Annotated in this window: 19 protein-coding genes, 1 pseudogene and 1 riboswitch; of the genes and pseudogenes, 19 read left to right on the top strand and 1 reads right to left on the bottom strand. The window is 29.0% G+C overall.

Annotation, left to right across the window (positions count from 1 at the left end; genetic code table 11):
• Positions 1-31: 31 nt before the first annotated feature.
• The 7 genes and pseudogenes from rsmA (at position 32) to ACTG45_RS18930 (ending at position 7,367) form a co-directional block, all read left to right on the top strand.
• Positions 32-901: a 16S rRNA (adenine(1518)-N(6)/adenine(1519)-N(6))-dimethyltransferase RsmA gene (gene rsmA / locus ACTG45_RS18960; RefSeq protein ID WP_479919587.1), complete on the top strand. Its 870-nt coding sequence runs from the start codon at positions 32-34 to the stop codon at positions 899-901.
• Between the two features lie 65 nt (positions 902-966).
• Complete coding sequence (locus ACTG45_RS18955) at positions 967-2,247, top strand: hypothetical protein (RefSeq protein WP_479919586.1); 1,281 nt, start codon at positions 967-969, stop codon at positions 2,245-2,247.
• A gap of 149 nt (positions 2,248-2,396) precedes the next feature.
• The gene (locus ACTG45_RS18950) at positions 2,397-3,512 is read left to right on the top strand and encodes a tripeptidase T (RefSeq protein ID WP_021386442.1); all 1,116 of its coding nucleotides are present in this window, start codon (positions 2,397-2,399) and stop codon (positions 3,510-3,512) included.
• A gap of 733 nt (positions 3,513-4,245) precedes the next feature.
• Positions 4,246-4,311 (top strand): annotated as a pseudogene (locus ACTG45_RS18945) (transposase); the annotation flags it as partial.
• A gap of 22 nt (positions 4,312-4,333) precedes the next feature.
• On the top strand, positions 4,334-5,443 hold the full coding sequence (gene tnpB / locus ACTG45_RS18940; protein WP_479919585.1) for an IS200/IS605 family element RNA-guided endonuclease TnpB: 1,110 nt from the start codon (positions 4,334-4,336) through the stop codon (positions 5,441-5,443).
• A gap of 160 nt (positions 5,444-5,603) precedes the next feature.
• The gene (locus tag ACTG45_RS18935) at positions 5,604-6,500 is read left to right on the top strand and encodes a cation diffusion facilitator family transporter (RefSeq protein WP_021386415.1); all 897 of its coding nucleotides are present in this window, start codon (positions 5,604-5,606) and stop codon (positions 6,498-6,500) included.
• Positions 6,501-6,569: 69 nt separating this feature from the next.
• The gene (locus ACTG45_RS18930; protein WP_479919584.1) at positions 6,570-7,367 is read left to right on the top strand and encodes a hypothetical protein; all 798 of its coding nucleotides are present in this window, start codon (positions 6,570-6,572) and stop codon (positions 7,365-7,367) included.
• Between the two features lie 56 nt (positions 7,368-7,423).
• Here ACTG45_RS18930 and murC read toward each other — a convergent pair whose 3' ends face one another.
• On the bottom strand, positions 7,424-8,776 hold the full coding sequence (gene murC / locus ACTG45_RS18925; RefSeq protein WP_021386408.1) for a UDP-N-acetylmuramate--L-alanine ligase: 1,353 nt from the start codon (positions 8,774-8,776) through the stop codon (positions 7,424-7,426).
• Between the two features lie 218 nt (positions 8,777-8,994).
• Here murC and purR point away from each other — a divergent pair, with 218 nt between their 5' ends.
• The 12 genes from purR to ACTG45_RS18865 all read left to right on the top strand — a co-directional run bounded on the left by purR (position 8,995) and on the right by ACTG45_RS18865 (position 22,914).
• Positions 8,995-9,873 (top strand): pur operon repressor, encoded by an 879-nt coding sequence (purR, locus tag ACTG45_RS18920; protein WP_021386395.1) that lies wholly within the window; start codon positions 8,995-8,997, stop codon positions 9,871-9,873.
• Positions 9,874-10,028: 155 nt separating this feature from the next.
• The gene (gene spoVG / locus ACTG45_RS18915) at positions 10,029-10,307 is read left to right on the top strand and encodes a septation regulator SpoVG (protein WP_003421453.1); all 279 of its coding nucleotides are present in this window, start codon (positions 10,029-10,031) and stop codon (positions 10,305-10,307) included.
• Between the two features lie 212 nt (positions 10,308-10,519).
• Positions 10,520-11,899 (top strand): bifunctional UDP-N-acetylglucosamine diphosphorylase/glucosamine-1-phosphate N-acetyltransferase GlmU, encoded by a 1,380-nt coding sequence (glmU, locus tag ACTG45_RS18910; protein WP_479919583.1) that lies wholly within the window; start codon positions 10,520-10,522, stop codon positions 11,897-11,899.
• Positions 11,900-11,992: 93 nt separating this feature from the next.
• Positions 11,993-12,943 (top strand): ribose-phosphate diphosphokinase, encoded by a 951-nt coding sequence (locus ACTG45_RS18905; protein WP_021386410.1) that lies wholly within the window; start codon positions 11,993-11,995, stop codon positions 12,941-12,943.
• Positions 12,944-13,784: 841 nt separating this feature from the next.
• Positions 13,785-13,870: riboswitch (cyclic di-GMP riboswitch) on the top strand.
• A gap of 160 nt (positions 13,871-14,030) precedes the next feature.
• Entirely contained in the window at positions 14,031-14,522 is a 492-nt protein-coding gene (locus tag ACTG45_RS18900; protein WP_479919582.1) for a type II secretion system protein, read from the top strand.
• A 154-nt stretch (positions 14,523-14,676) separates the two neighbouring features.
• Entirely contained in the window at positions 14,677-16,353 is a 1,677-nt protein-coding gene (locus ACTG45_RS18895; RefSeq protein ID WP_479919581.1) for a GspE/PulE family protein, read from the top strand.
• Positions 16,354-16,364: 11 nt separating this feature from the next.
• Positions 16,365-17,573 (top strand): type II secretion system F family protein, encoded by a 1,209-nt coding sequence (locus ACTG45_RS18890; RefSeq protein WP_021386397.1) that lies wholly within the window; start codon positions 16,365-16,367, stop codon positions 17,571-17,573.
• Between the two features lie 14 nt (positions 17,574-17,587).
• A complete protein-coding gene (locus tag ACTG45_RS18885; RefSeq protein WP_479919580.1) occupies positions 17,588-19,300 on the top strand; it encodes a PilN domain-containing protein in 1,713 nt (570 codons plus the stop codon).
• Positions 19,293-20,201 carry a type 4a pilus biogenesis protein PilO gene (pilO, locus tag ACTG45_RS18880; RefSeq protein ID WP_021386425.1) on the top strand — a complete coding sequence of 303 codons (909 nt, stop codon included), beginning with the start codon at positions 19,293-19,295 and terminating at the stop codon, positions 20,199-20,201. Before ACTG45_RS18885 ends, pilO begins: the two co-directional genes overlap by 8 nt.
• A 23-nt stretch (positions 20,202-20,224) precedes the next feature.
• Positions 20,225-20,794, top strand: coding sequence for a PulJ/GspJ family protein (locus ACTG45_RS18875; protein WP_479919579.1), 570 nt, complete (start codon positions 20,225-20,227; stop codon positions 20,792-20,794).
• Between the two features lie 36 nt (positions 20,795-20,830).
• Positions 20,831-21,358, top strand: coding sequence for a prepilin-type N-terminal cleavage/methylation domain-containing protein (locus tag ACTG45_RS18870; RefSeq protein WP_479919578.1), 528 nt, complete (start codon positions 20,831-20,833; stop codon positions 21,356-21,358).
• A gap of 20 nt (positions 21,359-21,378) precedes the next feature.
• Positions 21,379-22,914, top strand: a complete 1,536-nt coding sequence (locus ACTG45_RS18865; RefSeq protein WP_021386435.1) for a hypothetical protein — start codon at positions 21,379-21,381, stop codon at positions 22,912-22,914.
• The last annotated feature ends 88 nt before the right edge of the window (positions 22,915-23,002 follow it).

Genomic DNA, 23,002 nt, shown 5'->3' with positions numbered 1-23,002 from the left:
AAATCTTAAAATAAGTTAAAAGGAGTAAATAATGGATAGACTATCTTCACATAGTGCAACAAAAGAAGTAGTACAAAAATATAATTTTAAATTTTCAAAGTCTCTAGGTCAGAATTTTTTAATAGATAGTAATATAATTGATAAAATATTAGTTGGAGCTAGGATTAAAGAAGGCGACAACATAATAGAAGTAGGACCTGGAATAGGTACTCTTACTCGTGAAATGGGTAAAGTAGCAGAAAAAGTAGTGGCTATAGAAATTGACAGAAATCTAATACCTATACTGAAAGATACATTGTCAGATTTAGATAACACAGAAGTAGTAAATAAAGATATATTAAAAGTAGACATACAAGAACTAATAAAAGATAAATTAAATGGTGGGCCAGTTAAGCTTGTGGCAAATCTTCCATATTATATAACTACGCCAATAGTCATGAAGTTTTTAGAAGAAGATATACCTGTAACAGATATAGTAGTCATGGTTCAAAAAGAAGTTGCAGATAGAATGAATGCTATACCAAGTACTAAAGATTATGGAGCATTATCTATAGCTGTTCAATATTATTGTGAAACAGAGATTGTAGCAAAAGCTCCAAGACATATGTTTATACCACAGCCAAATGTAGATTCTACAGTTATAGGTCTACATGTAAGAGCTGAAAGAAAATATGATGTTCATAACGAAGAACTATTCTTTAAAACAGTAAAAGCATCTTTTGGGCAAAGAAGAAAAACTCTTCTCAATTCGTTGGGAGGTCTTGGTTTTATTAATAAAGACGAAATAAGAGAAATATTAAAAGAAGCTAATATAGATGAAAAAAGAAGGGGTGAAACTCTTAGTATAGAAGAGTTTGCAGTTCTTTCAAATATAATAAATACAAAAGTATCTTCTAAATAGAAGGTACTTTTTTTTATTTTATTAACATATATTGTTTAGAGAAACTGTGTTAAGGGGGGATTGCAGTGGGTTCTAAAAGAAAGTTTAAAAGAGACTATATAATACTAGAAGCTAAAGACATAAACTTTAGATACAAAGAACGAGTACTGCCAAAAGCTTTTGCAAAAGTTGAAGTAAATGATGAAAAAGCAATTATTGCATTATATGTAGAAAATCTAAAATATGTTAAAGATGGGTATAAAGCAGTGGCAATAAAAGGTGACCATGGGTTAATAGACCTAGGAAATATAATTTTAAATGAACAAGGAAGAGGTGAATTTGTTTTAGACTTAGAGGATTATGATGATGAAATAAAAGGTATTGCATTATTGTATGGGAAAAATATACCATTAATTGGATTTAAAGGAAATAAGATTGAAAATTATGAGGACATATTATTCCAAGAGGTAGAAGATGAAGAATATGAAGAGCTGGAAGAAGACGAAGAATATGAAGAGATAGACAATGAGGAAGATAGTGAGAGAGAAGAAGGTAGCGACGATGATGAAGAATATATTATAGAAGAATATGATGAAGATGAGTACGAAGATTATTGGGAAGATGATGAAGACGTTGAAGATGGAGAATTAAAAGCAAGAACGGACATAGAAGATTCTAGTGATGAGGAAATAGAAGAATTTAATAATTATAAGGAAATAGAAAACTACAATAAGGTTAAGGCACAAGAAGAATATAGAGATATGGAATATGATGATGAATGTGACGAAGATAATGAAGATGAAGAAGAAGATTTTGAAATAAACAGAGAAGAGGAATCTGTTGTTTCTTTAAAACCTACTAAATCAAAGAAAGCTCAGAAAGAGCAGAATAATATTGAAAAAATAAAAAGAGCCAATGGAGTAAGTCAAGGAGATAGTGGAAATAAACAAACTAGTACATTACTTATGCCTAGACAAATAAAGAAAGGTTTGAAATTATTTAGAGAAGTAAAACCTTTTGCAACAGATTATATAGATAAGACAAGATGGTGGAAAATAGAGATAAACCCTACAACTCTATGTGGATATACAATGCCTCATTTAGGATATTTAAATGTGTTGAATTATACGATGTATAGTGATGCAGTATTGCATTCATATAAATATAGACATTACTTATTTGGAGTTCAATATGATGAATATAATAAAAGAAAACATTATATCTATGCTATTCCAGGAAATAGAAGTGAACAGCCAGACAATGGAAGCACAGGGTTCTTAAGATATCAAGCTTGTGACAATAGAACAAATAGCTTAGGATATTGGTTATGTTTTATAGATTCTAGACAAAGAAATATAGTTAGATAGAAATAATAAAAATGCAAGAATTTAGCCTTGACTTTCACTTTACTAAAAAAATTAAGGAAAGTAATATAAAAACTTAAAAACTATTGATAATATTTAAATATTACACTACAATATATGTTGAAATACCTATTATATTATGGAGGAAGATTATGATAAACGAGCAAAGAATTTTAAACGAGTTCCTTGAATTAATACAGATAGACAGTTTATCTTTAAAAGAGGGGAATGTTGCTAAAGTATTAGTTGAAAAATTAGAAGAAATAGGTTGTTCAGTTGTAGTAGATAATGCTGGTGAAAAAACAAATGGAGAAACTGGCAATATAATAGCTACATTAAAAGGAAATAAAGAAGGTAAGAAAATATTATTTAGTTCACATATGGACACAGTAACTCCAGGTATAGGAGTAAAGCCTATAGTGGATGAAGCAAATGGAATAATAAAAAGTGATGGTACTACAATATTAGGTTCTGATGATAAAGCAGGTATAGCAGCTATATTAGAAGGCTTAAGATATATAAAGGAAAATAACATAGAACATACTGATATACAGGTTGTATTCTCTATATGTGAAGAATGTGGATTAGTTGGAGCTAAAAATTTAGACTATGGAAAAATAGATTCTAAATATGCTTTTGTATTAGATAGTGGTGGTTCTCCTGGAGAAATAATAGTAAAAGCTCCTGCACAAGATGTAATAAATGTTAAGATATTAGGAAAGACTGCTCATGCAGGTCTTGAGCCTGAGGCTGGTATAAGTGCTATAATGGTAGCAGCTAGAGCAATAGAAAATATGAATTTACTTAGAATAGATGAAGAAACAACTGCTAACATAGGAATTATAAACGGTGGAACAGCTACAAATATAGTAACAGGTGAAGTTAATATAGTTGCAGAAGCTAGAAGTTTAAAAGAAGATAAATTGGATGTTCAAACTAAACATATGGTAGATACTTTTGAAAAAGCTGCTAAAGATTTTGGAGCTCAAATTGAGATAGATGTAAACAGAGCATATACTCCAATAGATGTTAACGAAGATTCTGAAATAATAAAACTTGCAAAGAAAGCTTTTTCAAACTTAGGTATAGAGGGTCATACTGAATCTACAGGAGGAGGCAGTGATACAAATATATTAAGTAAAAATGGTATCGAAGCTATAACTTTAGGAATAGGTATGAAAAATGCTCATACATTAAGTGAACATATAGCTATAAAAGACTTATATGATTCTGCTAAGATGGTAGTAGAGATAATAAAAGAAGCATAAATTTAAATAATAGTGTATAATATATATCGCCTAGCTTAAGCTAGGTGATTTTTCATTTTATAGAAGATTGATAATCTTTATTGAAAGTAAAGAGTATACATTTGCATGTAATAGTAGATTTAATCTATGTCCAGATGTATATTTTGATTAAAAAATAGCTACGCATACTCGTGACTTTAAGTCGTGAGTTAGTAGCTAAAATAGTCAGCATATAGGGAAACTTATATGTGGAGATAGGATATAACCTATCCAATACTACTTGAATTGCTGGAAACCCCTAAAGCTAACTAAACTAAAACATAAGGATGAAATAAACCTAAGTGTGAAAGTTACGAAAGTAGAAAAAATTGGTTAGATGGTATAAGGTTAAACCCTAAGTACTTTAAAATGGGCAATCAGCAGGTAAACTCCGAATAGGAGAAACTTCAACGACTATTCCTCCTGAGGGAAGTACACTACAAGTTATCGGTAGTGGAAGTGGGTAGACCTTAACGAATAACGCCGAAGGATAAGATATAGTCTGTGCTTACATGAAAGTGTAAGAAGTTCATAAGAGAACTGCATAGGTAGTAGCGAACTTATGTGAACGACAACCTCAAAATGATAAAACTTAGGACTTACGGTTCTTACATATGTTATTTAAAAATAAATATAAAAACCTTTAAAATACTTGTTTAAAAAAATTTACCTTGTTAATATTAGGATGGGTGAGTAAAAATTGAAGTAGCTCAGATATGTATATTTAGTACAATACCATATAGTATGGTGTGTAAAATATAGACATCCAGTATTACATAATCATAAAAAACAAGTAAAGTGAGGTGATAGTAGTGGAAAAAGCATATAAGTTTAGAATGTATCCAAATAAAAAACAGCAAGAGTTAATTAACAAAACTTTTGGATGTTGTAGATTTGTATATAATAAGTATCTTGCTAAAAAAATAGAAGTTTATGAAAATAATAAAGAAACTTTTACTTATAAACAGTGCAGTTCTGATTTGACCAATTTAAAAAGAGAATTAGAGTGGCTTAAAGAACCTGACAAATTTTCACTACAAAACACCTTAAAAGATTTAGAAAACGCATATAAAAAATTCTTTAAAGAAAATGCAGGATTTCCTAAATTTAAATCAAAGAAAACTAATAGATTTTCATATAGAACTAACTTTACAAATGGAAATATTATGTACTGTGGTCAATATATAAAATTACCTAAACTTGGTATGGTTAAAGTAAGAGATAAACAAGTACCTCAAGGAAGAATACTTAATGCTACAGTATCCAAAGAACCAAGTGGTAAATATTATGTATCATTATGTTGTACTGATATAGATATTGAAGCATTTGAAAATACTAATAATCAGATAGGTTTAGATTTAGGAGTTAAAGAATTTTGTATCTCAAGTTGTGGAGACTTTATAGAAAATCCTAAGTATCTTCAGAAGTCATTAAATAAACTTGCTAAATTACAAAGAAAACTATCGAGAAAAACAATTGGTAGTTTAAATAGAAATAAAGCAAGATTAAAAGTTGCAAGACTTCAAGAACATATAGCTAATCAAAGGAAGGATTTTCTACAAAAACTATCTACTAAATTAATACGAGAGAATGATATTATTTGCATAGAAGATTTACAAGTAAAGAATATGACTAGAAATAGTAAACTATCTCGCTTAATTTCTGATGTGTCATGGTCAGAATTTGTTCGTCAATTAGAATACAAGGCTAATTGGTATGGTAGACAAATTGTAAAGGTAGGTAAATTCTTTGCAAGTTCACAAATATGCAATAAATGTGGGTACAAAAACGAGGAAATGAAGAATTTAAATATAAGAGAATGGATTTGTCCTTGTTGTAATGTAACTCACGATAGAGATATAAATGCAAGTATAAATATACTAAAAGAAGGATTAAGACTAATAAGAGTTTAAAATAGATAACTTATGTAAGAGCCGTAGGAACTACGGGGATAGCCTGTGGAGAGTTTGTAAGACATATTTTAGTATGCAAAATTCTATGAAGCAGGAACCCTGTGACTTTAGTCATGGGAGGTTCAGAATAGTTAGAGTTGTTTTATAAGGAGGAATAAAAATGGAAACAAGGTATGAGGAAGCAAATAAAATAACCATACAGTCGATACTTTGGAATATAGTATTAACAATAATTAAGATGATAGCTGGGGTTATTGGTAATTCTAGTGCAATGATTGCAGATGGATTACACTCAGCATCAGATATCATAAGTTCTGTAGGAGTATTAATAGGTAACTATGTATCTTCTAGACCAGGAGATAGAGAGCATAATTATGGGCATGAGAAAGCAGAAACATTGGTATCATTCGTATTATCAATATTACTTATATTTGTTTCTATAACAATAGGTATAGAAGCAATTAAATCTTTATTTAACCTAGATGCATTACATGTCCCATCAATATTACCATTAGTGGTATCAGTTATTTCAATCTTGATAAAAGAGTATCAATATAGAATAACAATAAAAGTTGCTAAAAAGATAAATTCTCCAGCCTTAAAAGCTGATGCTTGGCATCATAGGTCGGATGCATTATCTTCAGTAGCTGCTTTTATAGGTATAGGAGGTTCTATTTTAGGATTTAAGCCTTTAGACCCAATTGCATCAGTTGTAGTAGCTATATTTGTAGCTAAGGTAGGAATCAATATACTTATAAGCTCTGTTAATGAATTGATGGATGTTTCAGTTGATGAAAAAGAAATAAAAGAATTAAATTATATCGTAGCTGATACAGAAGGTGTTAAGAATCTAGGGGATATAAAGACTAGAAAACATGGGGCTATGGCATATGTTGATTTAACTATATGCGTTGATGAGAATTTGACAGTTAAACAAGGTCATGACATTGCTACTAAACTGGAAAAACATATAATAAAACATATGGAATTTGTAAAAGGTATAACGGTTCACGTTGAACCATGTACTAATTGTCAAGGAAATAAGTGTAATAAATAATTAAACCTTAAAAAAAAGTGTAAAAAGTTATATAATTGTTTTATGATTATAAACTCTAGGGGTGGTTAAATGAGTAAGAAAAGAAAACTAAAGAAAAAAGCTGCGATATTAATAGGAGTAGTTGTTTTCTTTATAATATACTTTATATCCTTCAAAATAGGATTGAATATGGAAAAGGATAAAAGTGAAGTTCCAAAGAAGGTAGAAAGAGAAGAAGAAGATACTAGGTCTTTAATGACTCAAATAAAAGAGAAGAAGAAGATTTATATATCAGACAAAAATATAGAAAACATAAAAATTGAAGAAGATATGTGGAATGACATAAAGTTCTTTTTCTCAGATTTTAAGAAAGTAAGAAATACTACATCTTCTTATGAAGCAGTTTATGAAGGATATTCTGATGATGGCGTTAAATTTTCTACAGACCTTAATTTTTTTAGAGTATATACTGTAAACAAGGAAGAGTATTATAAAGTTCCAGTTGATTCTAAGAATGCTTTTAAGAAGCTTTTAGATGAGAGTATATATACCTCATTTGACCTTTTAAGTCACTATAAAGATTGGAAAGAAGTGACTATATCTCATAGAAAAGAAATTAAAAAAGTTCATAGATGGAAGTTTGATGATTTAGCACATAAGATGATTTCAAAGAGGGTTGTAGGAAAAGTTCAGCCTGAGAAAAGTAAGGAAAGAAGTGAATATAACTTTACTATAGACATAAAAGGCGATAATTTTGCTGTAAAAGTTGAAACAATGGGAAAAGATTATGTGAAAGTTACTTCTAAGAAAACTGTATCTTATTATGAAGTTCATACAAGTTTGTTTGATTACCTTAAAAATGAGATATTTGAGATTGGAAAGAAATAGGACTTTAAGAAGGCTATCAAATGAGATATTTGATAGCCTAAATTATTTTTTATATATTATTTTTCAACCAACAAGTCTGCAACTTTATAAATTGGACCAGCACCAGCAGTTATTACTAAATCATTATCGTTAACATTTTCATGTAAATATTTTACTATATCTTCAAATTCTTTTATGTAGATAGCATCTACATTGTTTTGATATAATTTTTCAACTAAATCTTTAGAATGTATATCTCCTGGGTCATTTTCTCTAGCAGCATATATATCTGTTATTATAACTTTATCAGCAGCATAGAATGCCTCTGAGAATTCGCCTAAAAGAGATTTTGTTCTAGTATAAGTATGTGGCTGGAAGATACACCATAAAGTAGATTTTTTTAATTTTTTAGCAGCAGCTAAAGTAGCTTTTAATTCAGTTGGATGATGTGCATAATCATCTATTACTAAAGCATTCTTATAATATCCTTTAGCTTCAAATCTTCTTCCTACACCTTTATAAATTTTTATATTTTTTCTTATAGTCTCTAAATCAATACCAGAAACAAGAGCTGCTATTATAGCAGAAGATGCATTGTATATGTTATGAAGACCATATACAGAAAGTTCAAATTCTCCTAAGTCTTTTCCTTGATATTCTATTTTAAATATTCCATGACCACCATTGTCAAAGTGAATATCTTTTATTACAGCATCATTATCAGAGTCTCTACCGTATTTTATAATAGTAGCTTTAACATCATATAATATGTCATCGACATTTTCATCATCACCATTTATTATGAAATAGCCATCTGGAGGTAAGAGCTTACCAAATTTGTTAAAAGAAGCCTTGATTTCATCTATACCAGAGAAATAATCAAGATGGTCTTCCTCAACATTTAGGACTATAGATATTTTAGGGTTAAAATTAAGGAAGCTATCTACATATTCACATGCTTCAGTTATAAAGTGGTCAGAATTACCTATCTTAACATTACCACCTATCATACTTAAGTTACCACCAACTAGTATAGTTGGGTCTAAGTCTGCATATTCAAAGATTGTGGATAACATAGATGTTGTAGAAGTCTTTCCATGTGTTCCAGAAACTGCTATAGAATTCTTATATTCCCTCATGATTTGACCTAAAAAAGTAGCTCTGTTCATTACTAATTTATTTTTTTCTTTAGCAGCTATAAGTTCTTCATTGTCTGGATGAACTGCTGCTGTATAAACAACCATATTTACATTATCTGATATGTTCTCTTTTTTCTGACCAATATAGATAGTTGCCCCTTGGTCTCTAAGTTTGTCTAATAGGTATGATTCGTTTGAATCCGAACCTGAAACTTGGTAACCTTTATTGATACATATTTCAGCTAATGCACTCATGCTGATACCGCCAATTCCTATAAAGTGTATATTCATAATAAAACCACCTTTCTTTTTAATTAAGTCCTACAATATGAACTATTTTTGTGGTATAATAATATAATGTTCAATATTTTATAATTAATATGCATATAATATTATATGTATTTTATTTTTGAATATAATAAAACATAAGTAATATTATACCACAATAAGAATTGTTATGCATTAGTTAGTTTAACGTTATATAAAGGTACTTGTAGGAGGAAATAGTAATGAAATTTAAAAGAACAGAGAGAATTGGAGCGATAGTTAAAATACTATCTGACAATCCAAATAAAATATATACATTAAGTTATTTTACAAATCAATTTAATGCAGCAAAATCAACAATAAGTGAAGATTTATTAGTCGTAAAGAATGTATTTGAAAAACTGCATTTAGGTAAAGTTATAACTATCTCAGGAGCAGCAGGAGGAGTAAAATATATACCTAAAACTTCTATAGCAGAAAATGCAGAGTTCTTAATGGAATTATGTGAGAAAATATGCGACAAGTCTAGAATATTATCTGGTGGTTTTTTATACTTGATTGATTTAATTTATGACCCTACAATAGCTGCTAAAATAGGAAAGATATTTGCCTCAAATATTGAGTATGTAGATGCAGATTATGTTGTGACAATGGAGACAAAAGGTATACCTATGGCACTTATGACTGCAAAAGCTATGAATTTACCTCTAGTTATAATAAGAAAAGATATAAAAGTATCAGAAGGTCCTACTCTTAGTATGACATATGTGAGTGGAAATAGAAGCTCTAAGGTTGAGAGTATGAGTTTGCCAAGAAAAGCCCTTAAGCCAGACAGTAAAGTTATAATTATAGATGATTTCATGAGGGGTGGAGGTACTATAAAAGGAATGGTAGACCTTATGAATGAATTTGGTGCAGAAGTTATAGGTACTGGAGTATTCATATCTACAACAAATCCTTCAGAAAAGATGGTAAAAGATTATATCTCATTAATTCAGTTGGATGTCAATGGAGATAAAATAGTAGTAGAGCCAAATTTAAAGACTTTTAAAGATGAATATAGAAATGAAGATTTAGATGAAGAAGATTCAGAATTTGAATTTGAGATAGATGAAGATTAATAAAAAAAATATTTAGAAAAATATGTAAAAATAAAAAGAGGATATCCCTAGTTGTTCATAGAATTACTTAAAAAACAGTTTATATTAATTTATTCCAGCGATAATAATTTTAATATAAATTAATTTCTGTCAAAATCAAAGGGGGATATTTTGGTATGAAGATAACTGACGTAAGAGTAAGAAAATTAACAGAAGAAGGTAAGATGAAATGCATAGTTTCAATAACTTTCGATAATTTGTTTGTAGTACATGATATAAAAGTTATAGAAGGCCATAATGGCCTATTTATAGCAATGCCTAGCAGAAAAGTAGGCGAAGGAAATTTCAGAGATATAGCTCATCCAATAAATGCAGAAATGAGACAAGTTTTAGAAGATGCAGTTTTACAAGCATATCATGAAGCATTAGTTCAATGGGAAGTAGCTGCTGAATAATAATAAATATATAAAATGGAGAGAGCCCGAACATTTAGGCTCTTTTTAAATGTAGAATTTGTATTAAAATATGTACTTTTTAGTAAAAAAGTGCTATATTATTAGTGATAATGTATATGTTGTATACAAATTGTCAAATAAATGTATTATAATGTATATTGATTGAGAGAATAATACGAATAAAATTAAATTAGATTGAATGGAGTGTATCAATGAACTTTAAAGCTATAATCCTTGCCGCAGGCAAAGGAACAAGAATGAAGTCTAAATACCCAAAAGTTATTCATAAAGTATGTGGAAAAGAAATGGTTAACCATATTATAGATGTTTCAAAAAAATCAGGTGTGAAAGATACTGTTGTGATTTTGGGGCATGAAGCTGATGTAGTAAAGGAAAAACTAGCAGAAGAAACTATAATAGCTATGCAAACAGAACAGCTTGGAACAGGACATGCTGTAAAGATGGCTAAAGAATATATTAATGATGAAGATATAATAGTTGTACTTTGTGGAGATACTCCACTTATAAAGGAAGAGACACTAAAAAAATTATTTGAATATCATATAGAAAATAAATATCATGCCACAGTTCTTACAACAAGAGTTGGAAATCCAACAGGTTATGGTAGAATAATAAGAGATAAGAAGGGCGACCTTCTTAGAATAGTGGAACAAAAAGATGCAAATTCAGAAGAAAAAATGATAAGTGAGATAAACTCTGGAATTTATTGTTTCAATGGTAAGAGCCTTAGAGAAGCATTGGATTTGTTAAATAATAACAATGCACAAGGCGAATATTATTTAACTGATACTGCTAAAATAATGAGAGATAAAGGTCTTAAAGTTGGTGCATTTGCAGGTTCAACTATTGAAGAGCTTATGGGTGTTAATTCAAGAGTAGAATTATCAAAAGCAGAAGAGATTATGAGAAGAAGAATAAATGAATCTCATATGGTAAATGGAGTGACTATAATAAACACTAACTCTACCTATATAGAATCTGATGTTGAGATAGGTAATGATACTATAATATATCCAGGTGTTATGTTACAAGGAAAAACAAAGATAGGTTCAGATTGTATAATTGGAATGAATTCATCTATAACAAACTCAGAAATAGGTGATGGTACAGAAGTAAAAAATTCAACTATAATTGATAGTAAAGTTGGAGAAAATACTACTATTGGTCCATATGCATATTTAAGACCAAAGAGTAACTTAGGAAACAATGTAAAAATAGGTGATTTTGTTGAAGTAAAAAATGCTATTATAGAAGATGGTTCAAAAGCATCTCATCTTTCTTACATAGGAGACGCACATGTTGGTAAAAATGTAAATATAGGATGTGGAGTAGTCTTTGTAAACTATGATGGTAAAAATAAGTTTAAATCAATAGTAAAAGATAATGCATTTATAGGTTCAAATTCCAATCTAGTTGCACCAGTAGTTGTAGAAGAAAAAGGATATATAGCAACTGGTTCAACAATAACACACGATGTTCCAGATGGAGCTTTGGCAATAGCTAGAGAAAGACAAGTTATTAAAGAAGGTTGGGTAGAGAAGAAGAACCAAAAAGATGCAGAAGGTAAATAAGTATTAGTTTATTATTTTGGCTAATAAATTTAGCTTGAAATTATTATAAATTATATTCATTAGGATTTTAAAATTTTCAGGAGGGTTACATAAATGAATACTAGCGGAAGCGAGATTAAAATTATTGCAGGTAATTCATCGAAAGAGTTAGCACAGAAAATAGCTGACTATATAGGTGTATCAGTGCTAGACTGTGAAGTAGGTACATTCAGTGATGGTGAAATATGTGTAAACATGAACGAGACAGTAAGAGGTTGTGATGTGTTTGTAGTACAATCTACTAATAGCCCAGTAAATGATAACTTAATGGAGTTATTAATCTTAATTGATGCATTAAAGAGAGCATCAGCAGGAAGAATAACAGCTGTTATTCCTTACTATGGATATGCAAGACAAGACAGAAAAGCTAAGGCAAGAGATCCAATCACTGCTAAATTAGTTGCAAACTTAATAACTGCTGCTGGAGCAGACAGAGTATTAACAATGGATTTACATGCAGCTCAAATACAAGGATACTTTGATATACCACTAGACCACTTATTAGGTGGAACAATATTAGCAGATTATTTCAATGAAAAGAAAATAGAAGATTTAGTAGTAGTATCTCCTGACTTAGGAAGTGTTACTAGATCAAGAAAATTTGCTAATTCTTTAAATGGAGAAGTGCCAATAGCTATAATAGATAAGAGAAGACCAAAAGCTAACGTATGTGAAGTTATGAACTTAATAGGTGATGTTAAAGGTAAAAATGTTATACTATTAGATGATATGATAGATACAGCTGGAACAATAGTTAATGCGGCAAATGCACTTAAAGAGTTTGGTGCAAAAGATGTTTATGCTTGTTGTACTCACGGTGTATTATCAGGACCAGCTATTGAGAGAATTTCTAATTCAGAGATAAGTGAGTTAATAGTTCTTGATACTATACAACTTCCTGAAGAAAAAAGAATAGATAAGATAAAGATAAAAACTGTAGCTCCTTTATTTGGAGATGCTATAAGAATGATATTCTCTAACGAATCAGTAAGTAAATTATTCTAATTTATTAGATTTATAAGAGTTGTTTAAAAGGATGTAAAACTTTTGAACAGCTCTTTTTTGATATTTTAATTTATATAGCTGTTTTTTATTTATTATAAGAGTGTATGTGATTTTAGAAAAATATTATGGTTTAAAATTTATGTATAGATACGTAAAAGAAATCTGGAAAAGTACATAAAAATATGAATATTATGAATATAAAAAATATTTGGAAAAAGTATTGAAAAATTTCAGATTATGTAGTATTATGTAAATATAAACAAAGAAAGAGGTGTTTCCAATGGGAAGGTCAGAAGATGAACCCCTAATACTTAAATGATTCAGTCACAATCTAGAAGGAATATAAAAGTCTATTGAAAGTTTATTTATAAGAATTGAAAATAGTATCTATTCTATATCTTTGATGTTTGTGAGAGGGTTCTGGATTATATAAAGTTACTGTAAAGAAAGTAATTTTGCACAATGAGCATATCTGTAAATGAAGAGTTTCATTTATATAGTGATTGTGGCTGAATCATAATTAAAAGAGATAGAATGTTTATAATAGATGATTTTAATAAAATACTATATTGTAATAGCTTCTAGCTTTCAAATAAATATTAGCAAAGGATGGAAATGACAATGATAAAACTAAATGATAATTTATAAATATCTCCTTACGATATATGATAATTGTAGGGAGATGTTTCTTTTTTTGTATAGTATAATTATTTGTATGAACTGTGTTTCAATATGTAAATTATTGGTATATATAAATAATATAAACTTAGTTGATAAAATTTGGTAACTATTATATAATATAAGTGGATATGTATATATAATTATGCATTACCCTGAATTTAATAAAAATAGAAACGTTGATATATGTTCTGTGATTTGGGCACCTTAGAACATATGGAGTTAGTGGTGCAACCGGCTATGGAATTGTATTTATTTATGGATACTTTTATTTTCATAGCATTTTTTGTTTTAAAATGGTTATATGCTAGAAATAAATCTGGTTAGTACGTGTAAATAATTTTACTTAGATTTTTAACCAGATATATTATAAGTAAGTATTAATTAAAAAATTTGAGGGGGAATAAAAATGAAGTTAAGAAAGAATAAAAAAGGTTTCACTTTAGTGGAATTATTGGTAGTAATTGCAATTATAGGTATATTAGCAGTAGTAGCAGTTCCAGCTTTATTTAGTAATATAAATAAGGCTAAGGTAGCAAGTGTTGAGTCTGATTATAGTTCAGTTAAGAGTGCAGCATTGTCTTATTATGCAGATAAGAATGAGTTACCTAAAGATATTACTGATGATTTAAAAACATATCTAGAATCTGATATAAAAGATTCTGATATTGGTGGAACTTATGATTTAGTTAAAGTTAGTAATAATAAAAAATTAGCATTATTGATAGATGGCGCAACAATAACAAAAGAACAAGCGAGCAAACTAGTATCTGATATAGGGGAAGATAAGGTTTATACAGATGAAAATCTTTCTAGTAAGTTAACTAGTGCTTTAGATAAAGGTGATATATACATCATTCTTATAGATAATTTAGAGGATAATGGTAGTAGTGGTAATTAATAGTAAATAATATATTTATTATTTGATTATATTTAAGTTTAATTATAAATTTAATGAAAAAGACAGGAAGAAAATCTTCCTGTCTTTTATACTATTTTCTTTTATATCCAATCACAAATGATGATATAATTGAGATAGTAAAGGAGTGAAATCTGTGGCTAAAAAAGTTAGAATAGGAGACAAACTGGTTGAAAAAGGATACATAACAGAAGACCAGCTTAAATGGGCATTATCAGAACAAAAAAACAGTGGAAAAAGACTAGGAGAATTTCTAGTACAAGAAGGTCTTATAGATAGTAACTTATTAATAAGTGTATTAAAAGAACTTTTGGATATAGAAAGTGTATTTTTAGAAGGAACAGAAATAGACACATTAGCTACAAAGATGGTTCCAGAAAATATATGCAAAAGATATGCTGTATTTCCATTCAAAATAGATGGAAACAAGATATGTCTAGCCATGTCAGACCCACAAGATAGAGAAGCAGTTCAAGATGTAAGGCGTATGTCAGGAAAAGATGTAGAGATATTTATATCGAGTGCAGAAGATATAAACAAAGCAATAGGTCATGCTTATGCACATTCAGAAATAAATAAAGCTATGACTGAGTACAACAAGAATAGAACTGGTGGAGTAAGAGAAACAGTAATACTTGAAGAAGATGTAAATGCAGCTCCAATAGTAAGATTAGTAAACAACATACTAGAAAATGCTGTAAGAATGGAAGCAAGTGATATACATATAGAACAAAGCGAAAATTACATGCGTGTTAGATTTAGGATAGATGGCATGCTAAGGGAATATATGAGAATGAACTCAGCGCCATACAAAGCAGTAGTAAGTCGTATCAAAATAATGTCAGATATAAATATATCTGAAAAGAGAATCCCACAAGATGGCAGAATCTATTTAAAAGTGGATAACAAACCTATAGATTTTAGGGTTTCTACAATGCCAACTAATAGGGATGAAAAGATAGCCATGAGGGTTCTTGATAAGAGTAATTTTATGGTTAGTAAAGAAGTACTAGGAATAGATGAACATGGCTCTAAGATATATGACGAGTTGATAAACACTCCTTATGGACTTATATTGGTGGTTGGACCTACTGGAAGTGGAAAGACAACTACACTATATTCAATGTTAAATCAATTAAATACAGAAAATAGGAACCTCCTAACAATAGAAGACCCTATAGAGTATGAATTACCTGGTGTAAATCAATCTCAAATAAATGAAAAAGCAGGTCTTACCTTTGCCAGTGGGCTTAGAGCTTTTATGCGTCAAGACCCAGATATAATAATGGTTGGGGAGATAAGAGATACTGAAACTGCAGAAATAGCAATTAGAGCTTCTCTTACAGGACATTTAGTTTTAAGTACATTACATGCAAATACAGCAGTTGGAGCAATTTCACGTCTTTTGGATATGGATGTAGAAAGTTTTCTAATAACATCATCCGTTTTAGGGGTAATATCTCAAAGACTTACAAGAAAAATATGTGAGCATTGTAGGGTTTCATATGAAGCAGACATTGGAGAAAAAAAGGCTCTTGGTATTGATGTAAATGAATCAGTAACTATTTATAAAGGAGAAGGATGTGAAAGATGCAATAATACAGGATATAAGGGGCGTCTAGGTATATTTGAAATGCTTGAAATAACACCAGAAATAAAAGAGTTAATAGATTCATCTGCCAATCAAAGAGAAATTTTAAAGGTGGCTAGAAAACAAGGTATGATTAGTCTGAAAGAGGATATAGTTAAAAAGGTTTTAAATGGAAAGACAACAGTAGAAGAAATGATTAGAATAATTTTGATGACTGATTAAAGGATGATATTATGAAAAGTTTTAAGTATACAGTAATAAAAGAGGATGGAAAAAAACAAACTGATGTAATTGAAGCCAATGATTTTAATGAAGCTAGAAGTCTCCTTAGAAAAAGAAATCTTAGAGTTCTTGAAATTAAAGAAAGTAAAAGTAAAAACATAAGCGTCTTTAATAGAAAGAGAAAAAAAGACTTAGGAGCTGACCAGATAAGCCACTTTTGTAGACAGTTTGCTATTATAGTATCTTCTGGTATAAATAGTATCTCAGGTCTAGAAACATTAGCTAGAAGGTCAACTAATGTTACCTTGAGAGAAGAGATTAATCGTATAGTAGCAGAAATAAAAATAGGTTCTACTATTGCAGATTCAATGCTTTCATCAAAATCAAAGTTTCCAAAATTACTTGGGGCTATGATAGCTACAGGTGAGGCTACTGGTAAATTAGATGAAGTACTAAAAAGTATGGCTTCATTTTATGATAGTGAACACAGGGTTAAGCAAAAGCTTAGAAATGCGGCAACATATCCATTAATAGTTTTGATTTCTTCCTTTGTAATGATTTTTATATTTACAGCATTTATGGTGCCTAAGATGGTTAATTCAATTACAACAGTAGGAGCATCTCTGCCACTTATAACAAGAATTGTTATGGGGTTTGGTGTGTTTATGAAGAATTTTTGGATAATAGTACTTCTAGCTATTATATTGTCTATTTACCAATTTAAGAAGTATCTAAAAACACCCATTGGTAGAGCACATAAAGATAGAGTCATAAATAAAATTCCTATTTTAGGAAAAGGAATAAACTGTATGGTGGCTACACGCTTTTCAAGAGCATTGTATCTATTTGTATCAACAGGATACCCTTTAGTTCAGGGGCTTGATTATATTATAGATAGTGTAAATAATACCATGGCAGAAAAGATTTTGGCATCAGCCAAAGATGGAATAACAAGAGGTGAGGGCTTAGCAGAGAACTTAGAAAGATATACATATTTTGATTCTGTGCTAGTACAGATGATAGCTATAGGGGAGCAGACAGGGGAGTTAGAGAATATAAGCAGACAGATGGCCGAATTCTATGAGTATGAATCCGAAATTTATTTAAATAGGATGGCATCAATGATAGAACCTGTTTTAATAATTGCAGTTGGTATTATAGTTGCGGTACTGGTTGTATCAATATTTATGCCAATGCTTAGTATATATGATGCTATGTAGGAGGGAAAGGACAAATGAACAAGGTTTATGTATCATATTATGGCGATTCTATTTCCATAGTTGAGGGCAGATATAAACATGATAAAGATAAGTTTTATATAAAAAGTTTTAATGCGTTTTCAATAGAGGATATTGCACAAGATTTTTCTAAGGAAAAGTATGCTCTATTGAGATACGCATTAGAAAATGTGAAGTTAAAATCAAGACACGTAGTTTTTTGTTTAAATACAAGAGATGTAATTCTAAAACCCCAAAAACTCCCTAAGATGGATAAAAAGGATTTAGATGGATTTATGAAGCTAGAAATGGATGAGATGATGGCTTTGGAATCAGATGAATATGTGTTTTCATATGAAGTATCTAGTGAAACATCAGATAGTTCAACTGGTGAGGAGTCAAGTTTGAATCTTATCATTGGAGCTATAAAAAAGGAAGAAATAAATGCAATTGTAGAGATAATGCATGAGTTTGATTTAATATTAGATAGAGTAGATACACTATCAACAGCTTATTTAAGAATTCTTAAAAATTTAGATTACAGTGACATAATGGTAACTAATATAAGTGACAATAGTACAATTATAAATATATATAAGAAAGATACTTTATTTATTAGTGATAATATACCTATAAGAATAACTGCAAAAGACATGGAAATGCAGTTATTAAATGTAGTAGAAGAATCAAAAGGTCTTATGAATTACTATTCATCAAGAAACTTTGGTAAAGTTACAGACACTATATTAATCTTAGGAAAAAGATATTCCAATAAATTGATTTACGAGGCTTTTAGTTCTGCATTTTCAAATTATGTTTCTCAAGGTCTTACTGAAATAATGGATATATCTGATATGATAACTGGAGATATAGACGAAGATGATATAAATTCAATCGTAGAAATTCTAGGAAGTATGATAGAACCTAAAGGTAAAAAAGATTTTGAAAATATAAACTTTTTACCAATGGATATACTCAAAAAACAGATGAAAGCCAAACAAATGAAAAACATACTGAAAATAGCACCAATAGTTATATTAGTTCTTGCTATTCCATATTTATGTTTGATTTTTTTTAATAATCTAGTCAATAAAGAGCTTGAAAATGTTAATGATGAAATAAGAAATATTGAATCTGCATATTATCAGATTGGAAACATAGAAAAAATGATACAAAGCAAAACTGAAGAAATAAAGGTATATGATATGTTAATTGGGAAAAAGGTAAAATGGGAAAATTTATTGGATGATATAGATAAAAATACTCCAAGTAGAGTTGAACTAACGAACCTATCAACGACTTATCAAAATCTTGGAACTACTAATAAAACTGAGAACTCAAATAACAATAAAACTACCACAAATAAATCAAGTAGCAATGAAACAAAATCAAATACGAAAAGTAATAATGATGGAGATAAAACCAGCAGTGATTTAAATGAAGATAAGACTACAAATGTATCAGAAGCATTAACTGGAGATAGTGAAACTGATAGTGCTGATACAGAAAAAGATGATAAAACACCATTATATGATAAGATACCAAATGTTATAAACATAGAAGGAAACGCTAAAGATTCTTCTTATGTAGGTCAATTTTTATATAAATTAAAGGGCTTGTATTATTTTGAAGATGTTAAATTACATAGCATAAAAAATAATGAAGAAGATTCTAACTATACATTTAGTATGACATTATACCTGAAAGAAGGTGTATTAACTAATGAATAAAGATATATTTAAAAAAGATATAAAAGATATATTCAAAATGGAAGTTAGCTTAAAAGGAATTCTTATAAAAGTCATAATTTTATTAGCTATTTTATCATATGGATACTTTGGGCTTTACCCTCAATACCAAAAATATGTTGCTACAAAAAATTCTGTAAAACAATCTACAGAAAAATTAAATACATATAAAGAGAAAACAGCTCTTATGCCAAAATATGAAAAACAACTTAAAGAAGTTGAAAGTGAGCTGAAAGAAAAAAGCAAAAATCTTTTATATGATATGCAAGATGGACTTTTTTTAATAGGCTTAGATAAGAAAATGAAAGTATATAATATTGACTTAACTAGTTACGATGTTGGAAGTGTTAGAGAATATGAACATTTTTATGGTGTATCAACAACAATAAGTGTTAGAGGGGATTATAGAAATGTCAAAAAATTAATGGCTTATTTAGAAGAGCAAAAAAATGTTACTCAGATATTAGATTATACAATGACTTCATACATAGAGCCAGAAAAAGAAGAAAAAGAAACGACAAGCAATAAGGATTTAATTAAAAATGTGAACATAAATAAAGATACAAAAATATATTGGGTAGAAGGCGAAGATAAATGGCACTTATATAATGATTGTCCATTGATAAAAGAAGGCGAAATTTTAAAAAATGATAAGCTTTTAGATAGGTCTACTAGTTATCTATGTAATACTTGTGTACTTAGAGCAGCTACAGAGAAAGAAACACAAAAAGAAGTTGTGGCTCCAGAAGCAGAAGGTGTAGTAGATGCTACATTTAAATTTATAATGTACACTAAGGATAATACTACTATGATACTTGATACAGATAATCCATCTTCATGGAGACCAGGAAAATATAATCCATTTAAGTCTAGTGCAAAATAAAGCTAAATGGGCCTTAAAGATAGGTGATAAACTTGTACAAAAATAATGAAAAGGGTCTTACCTTATTAGAAATAATAGTAGCTGTATTTATATTAACTGTAGTTTTAAGTATTTCTTATAAAGTGTTTAATGGTATAACATCAGCAGTAAAGAAACAACAAATCATTACAGATGCTCAAGTAAATATTAACTTAATTAATAAGTATCTAAATAGGGATTTAGAAAACTGCAAAGAGGTAAGAAAAGCTAGTTCAGGTAGTAATTATGAATATAATATAGAGACACCAGATAATATCGTAAGGTATGAAGTTTCTATAGAAACTAAAAATAATACAGCAGTATATTCTGTAACGAGAATTCAAGAAGATACTCCTGATGCCGAAAATGCGGTTAGAGAAGAAATAATATCTAATCAACCACTAGTTCAAAATAATAAAGAAATGAAGGAAACACCATTTAAAATAGAGAAGCAAGCTGATAAATCTATTTATACTGTAAGTATATACTATAATGAATCAACACAAGAAAGCCAGAAAGATAGTGATTTAAATAATAAGACTTATACATTTGATGTTATGTCTAGAATTGGGTAATGAGAATTTATTTAAAAATAAGTAGGTTGATAAAATATGGGTAAAAAGAGAAATGAAAAAGGATTTTCTTTAATGGAAGTATTAGTAGCTATGGCTATTATGGGAATTATACTATTTGCATTTTTTAATATTATCAATACTAATAACAAAGCTAACACTAAAAATGATACAGATATAAGTTCCTTAAACTATGTTCAAAGTGAAATAGAAAATCTGAGAGGAAAAATAAAGAGTGGAGAATTTGATTTTGATAGTTTAGAAAAACGAGAAGACGGAACTGCCGTGTATGAAAAACTCATAGATAAGTCAAAAAAAGTTGTGTATGATAAAGTACTTAGTAAGGATGATGTGAGTTTATATGATACTCCGTATGAAAAGATTACAACAATAGAAAATAAAGATGGAGATTTAATTGACAAAGAAAGTATTGCAAATAAGATAAAGATTACTGTAGAAGATAAAAATGGTCAAATATATAAAATAACTGCAACTGGAAAAAGTATGAGTGATTATTCAAGTAAAAAAGAAGTTAAAATTGTAACTGAAGTATTTAAAGATAAATAATTTTACTTGGGGGTGAGATTTTGAGGAAGTGGAATAAATCTAAAAGTGAAAGAGGGGCAGCTTTAGTTTTAGTTTTGGTTGTAGTAGCATTGCTTTCTATTGTTGGGTTGACATTTTCAAATCAGATAGCTAATAGAATAAAATCTACAAAGACTACTAATGAGGGTATACAAGCAAAGTATTTGGCAGAAACATGTGTGGAAAATAGTGTTGATAAAGCATATACAAAATTATATGATGAGCTTGAAAAAATAGATAATGAGTTTAAAAATGAAAATAAAGAAAAATCTATATCTAGGTCAACATTAAGGAATATATCAGATACAGATGTTAATAATCAAGATGAGGAAAATCTTCCAGTGGAGAGACTTGGGTATATGAATAATATAAAGTTCTATTTAAATAAGGCTGCTCCAGATTTAGAAAAAGCTAGTATAGAGTTAAAAAAATTACAGGGTTTAAATATATTTGATGATAGGGATATTGAAGATATAGCTGAAACTATTCTTTCACATAGAGATTCTACATTAAAAATTTGTAAGACTTATACTTCTGGAGATATCAGTAAAATAAATGAAAGTATTTTGGTTGGAGATATAGATTCAACTACATTACTTCAGACAAAGTTAGTAAATAATGATATTCTTTTAAAAATGTTTTTAGAAGGAAATAAAGTTGAAAATGAACATTTAAATGCGACCTTTTCGTACACTTATAAAGCTTTAGATAATATTTCCTTGGCAATGCAAAATATGATTGAATACAGACATACATTTCATATTGATGAGCAAAAAGTAGAAGTATCTGATGGAATTCCAAATTATCAACAGTATCATGACTTAATACAAAATCCTATAATAAATGGGAATAGATATTGGAATAGTAAATGGGAGACATTAGAAGATATGTTAAGGGTTTTACCAAATCAAAATGAAGGGTTTAATGCTTTGAGAGTTCACTTGAGAAATAATGTAAAAAAATTTGAAAAATTAAGTGATAATATCTCTAATGGAAATAAAAATACAGCAGAAAATTTTCTGGAATATAAAGATTTACTATATGAGATATCAGAGCAATGCAATCAATTAAAAAGTTTGTCTTATGAGAAGATACCAGTAGAATATGATAATATGGCCTTGATAACAACTTTTGACTATATACAGAATGAGCTTTTAGCAGAGATAAAATGTAGACTGAAAGAATTAAAACCTCAAGAAGTTGATAAAACAGAAGATGCCACTATAAAAATACCTTTTTATAAAGCTGACTATGACATGACAAAGGAAAACTGGCCAGAATTAAAAGAAAATGGCTCAGGTGCAGAGTTAAGTTTAATAGTAACTGGTGATAAAAATGGAATAAAAGAGGTAGAAGTTAAAGATGGGCAAAAAAATATTCTTGGATTAGGTGTTGAAGAAAACTCAAATTCAAAATATGAAGTTGAAGCTAAAGTTAAATTTAATATAAATGTAGATTCAAATATATTAGATAATTATGACATAAAAGATAAAATTTCAATTAGTCATGACATAAGTTCATACAAAAAAGTAAACTAAACAAAAAAATATAACTTAGTATAAATGAACAAGTAATAAAATAACTTTATATATTTATTGCTAAAAAAATAAGTAAACTAATAGAAGA

Source organism: Clostridioides sp. LIBA-7602, assembly GCF_056688945.1.
Note: the sequence above shows the minus strand (reverse complement) of the source record. Positions and strands in the feature narration are given on the sequence as shown.

Excerpts from the sequence above, each read along its gene's own strand:
- glmU (WP_479919583.1), top strand. The coding sequence starts at position 10,520 with ATGAACTTTAAAGCTATAATCCTTGCCGCAGGCAAAGGAACAAGAATG.
- ACTG45_RS18900 (WP_479919582.1), top strand. The coding sequence starts at position 14,031 with ATGAAGTTAAGAAAGAATAAAAAAGGTTTCACTTTAGTGGAATTATTG.
- ACTG45_RS18930 (WP_479919584.1), top strand. The coding sequence starts at position 6,570 with ATGAGTAAGAAAAGAAAACTAAAGAAAAAAGCTGCGATATTAATAGGA.
- ACTG45_RS18870 (WP_479919578.1), top strand. The coding sequence starts at position 20,831 with ATGGGTAAAAAGAGAAATGAAAAAGGATTTTCTTTAATGGAAGTATTA.
- ACTG45_RS18885 (WP_479919580.1), top strand. The coding sequence starts at position 17,588 with ATGAACAAGGTTTATGTATCATATTATGGCGATTCTATTTCCATAGTT.
- ACTG45_RS18890 (WP_021386397.1), top strand. The coding sequence starts at position 16,365 with ATGAAAAGTTTTAAGTATACAGTAATAAAAGAGGATGGAAAAAAACAA.
- ACTG45_RS18905 (WP_021386410.1), top strand. The coding sequence starts at position 11,993 with ATGAATACTAGCGGAAGCGAGATTAAAATTATTGCAGGTAATTCATCG.
- pilO (WP_021386425.1), top strand. The coding sequence starts at position 19,293 with ATGAATAAAGATATATTTAAAAAAGATATAAAAGATATATTCAAAATG.
- rsmA (WP_479919587.1), top strand. The coding sequence starts at position 32 with ATGGATAGACTATCTTCACATAGTGCAACAAAAGAAGTAGTACAAAAA.
- ACTG45_RS18935 (WP_021386415.1), top strand. The coding sequence starts at position 5,604 with ATGGAAACAAGGTATGAGGAAGCAAATAAAATAACCATACAGTCGATA.
- spoVG (WP_003421453.1), top strand. The coding sequence starts at position 10,029 with ATGAAGATAACTGACGTAAGAGTAAGAAAATTAACAGAAGAAGGTAAG.
- murC (WP_021386408.1), bottom strand. The coding sequence starts at position 8,776 with ATGAATATACACTTTATAGGAATTGGCGGTATCAGCATGAGTGCATTA.
- ACTG45_RS18950 (WP_021386442.1), top strand. The coding sequence starts at position 2,397 with ATGATAAACGAGCAAAGAATTTTAAACGAGTTCCTTGAATTAATACAG.
- purR (WP_021386395.1), top strand. The coding sequence starts at position 8,995 with ATGAAATTTAAAAGAACAGAGAGAATTGGAGCGATAGTTAAAATACTA.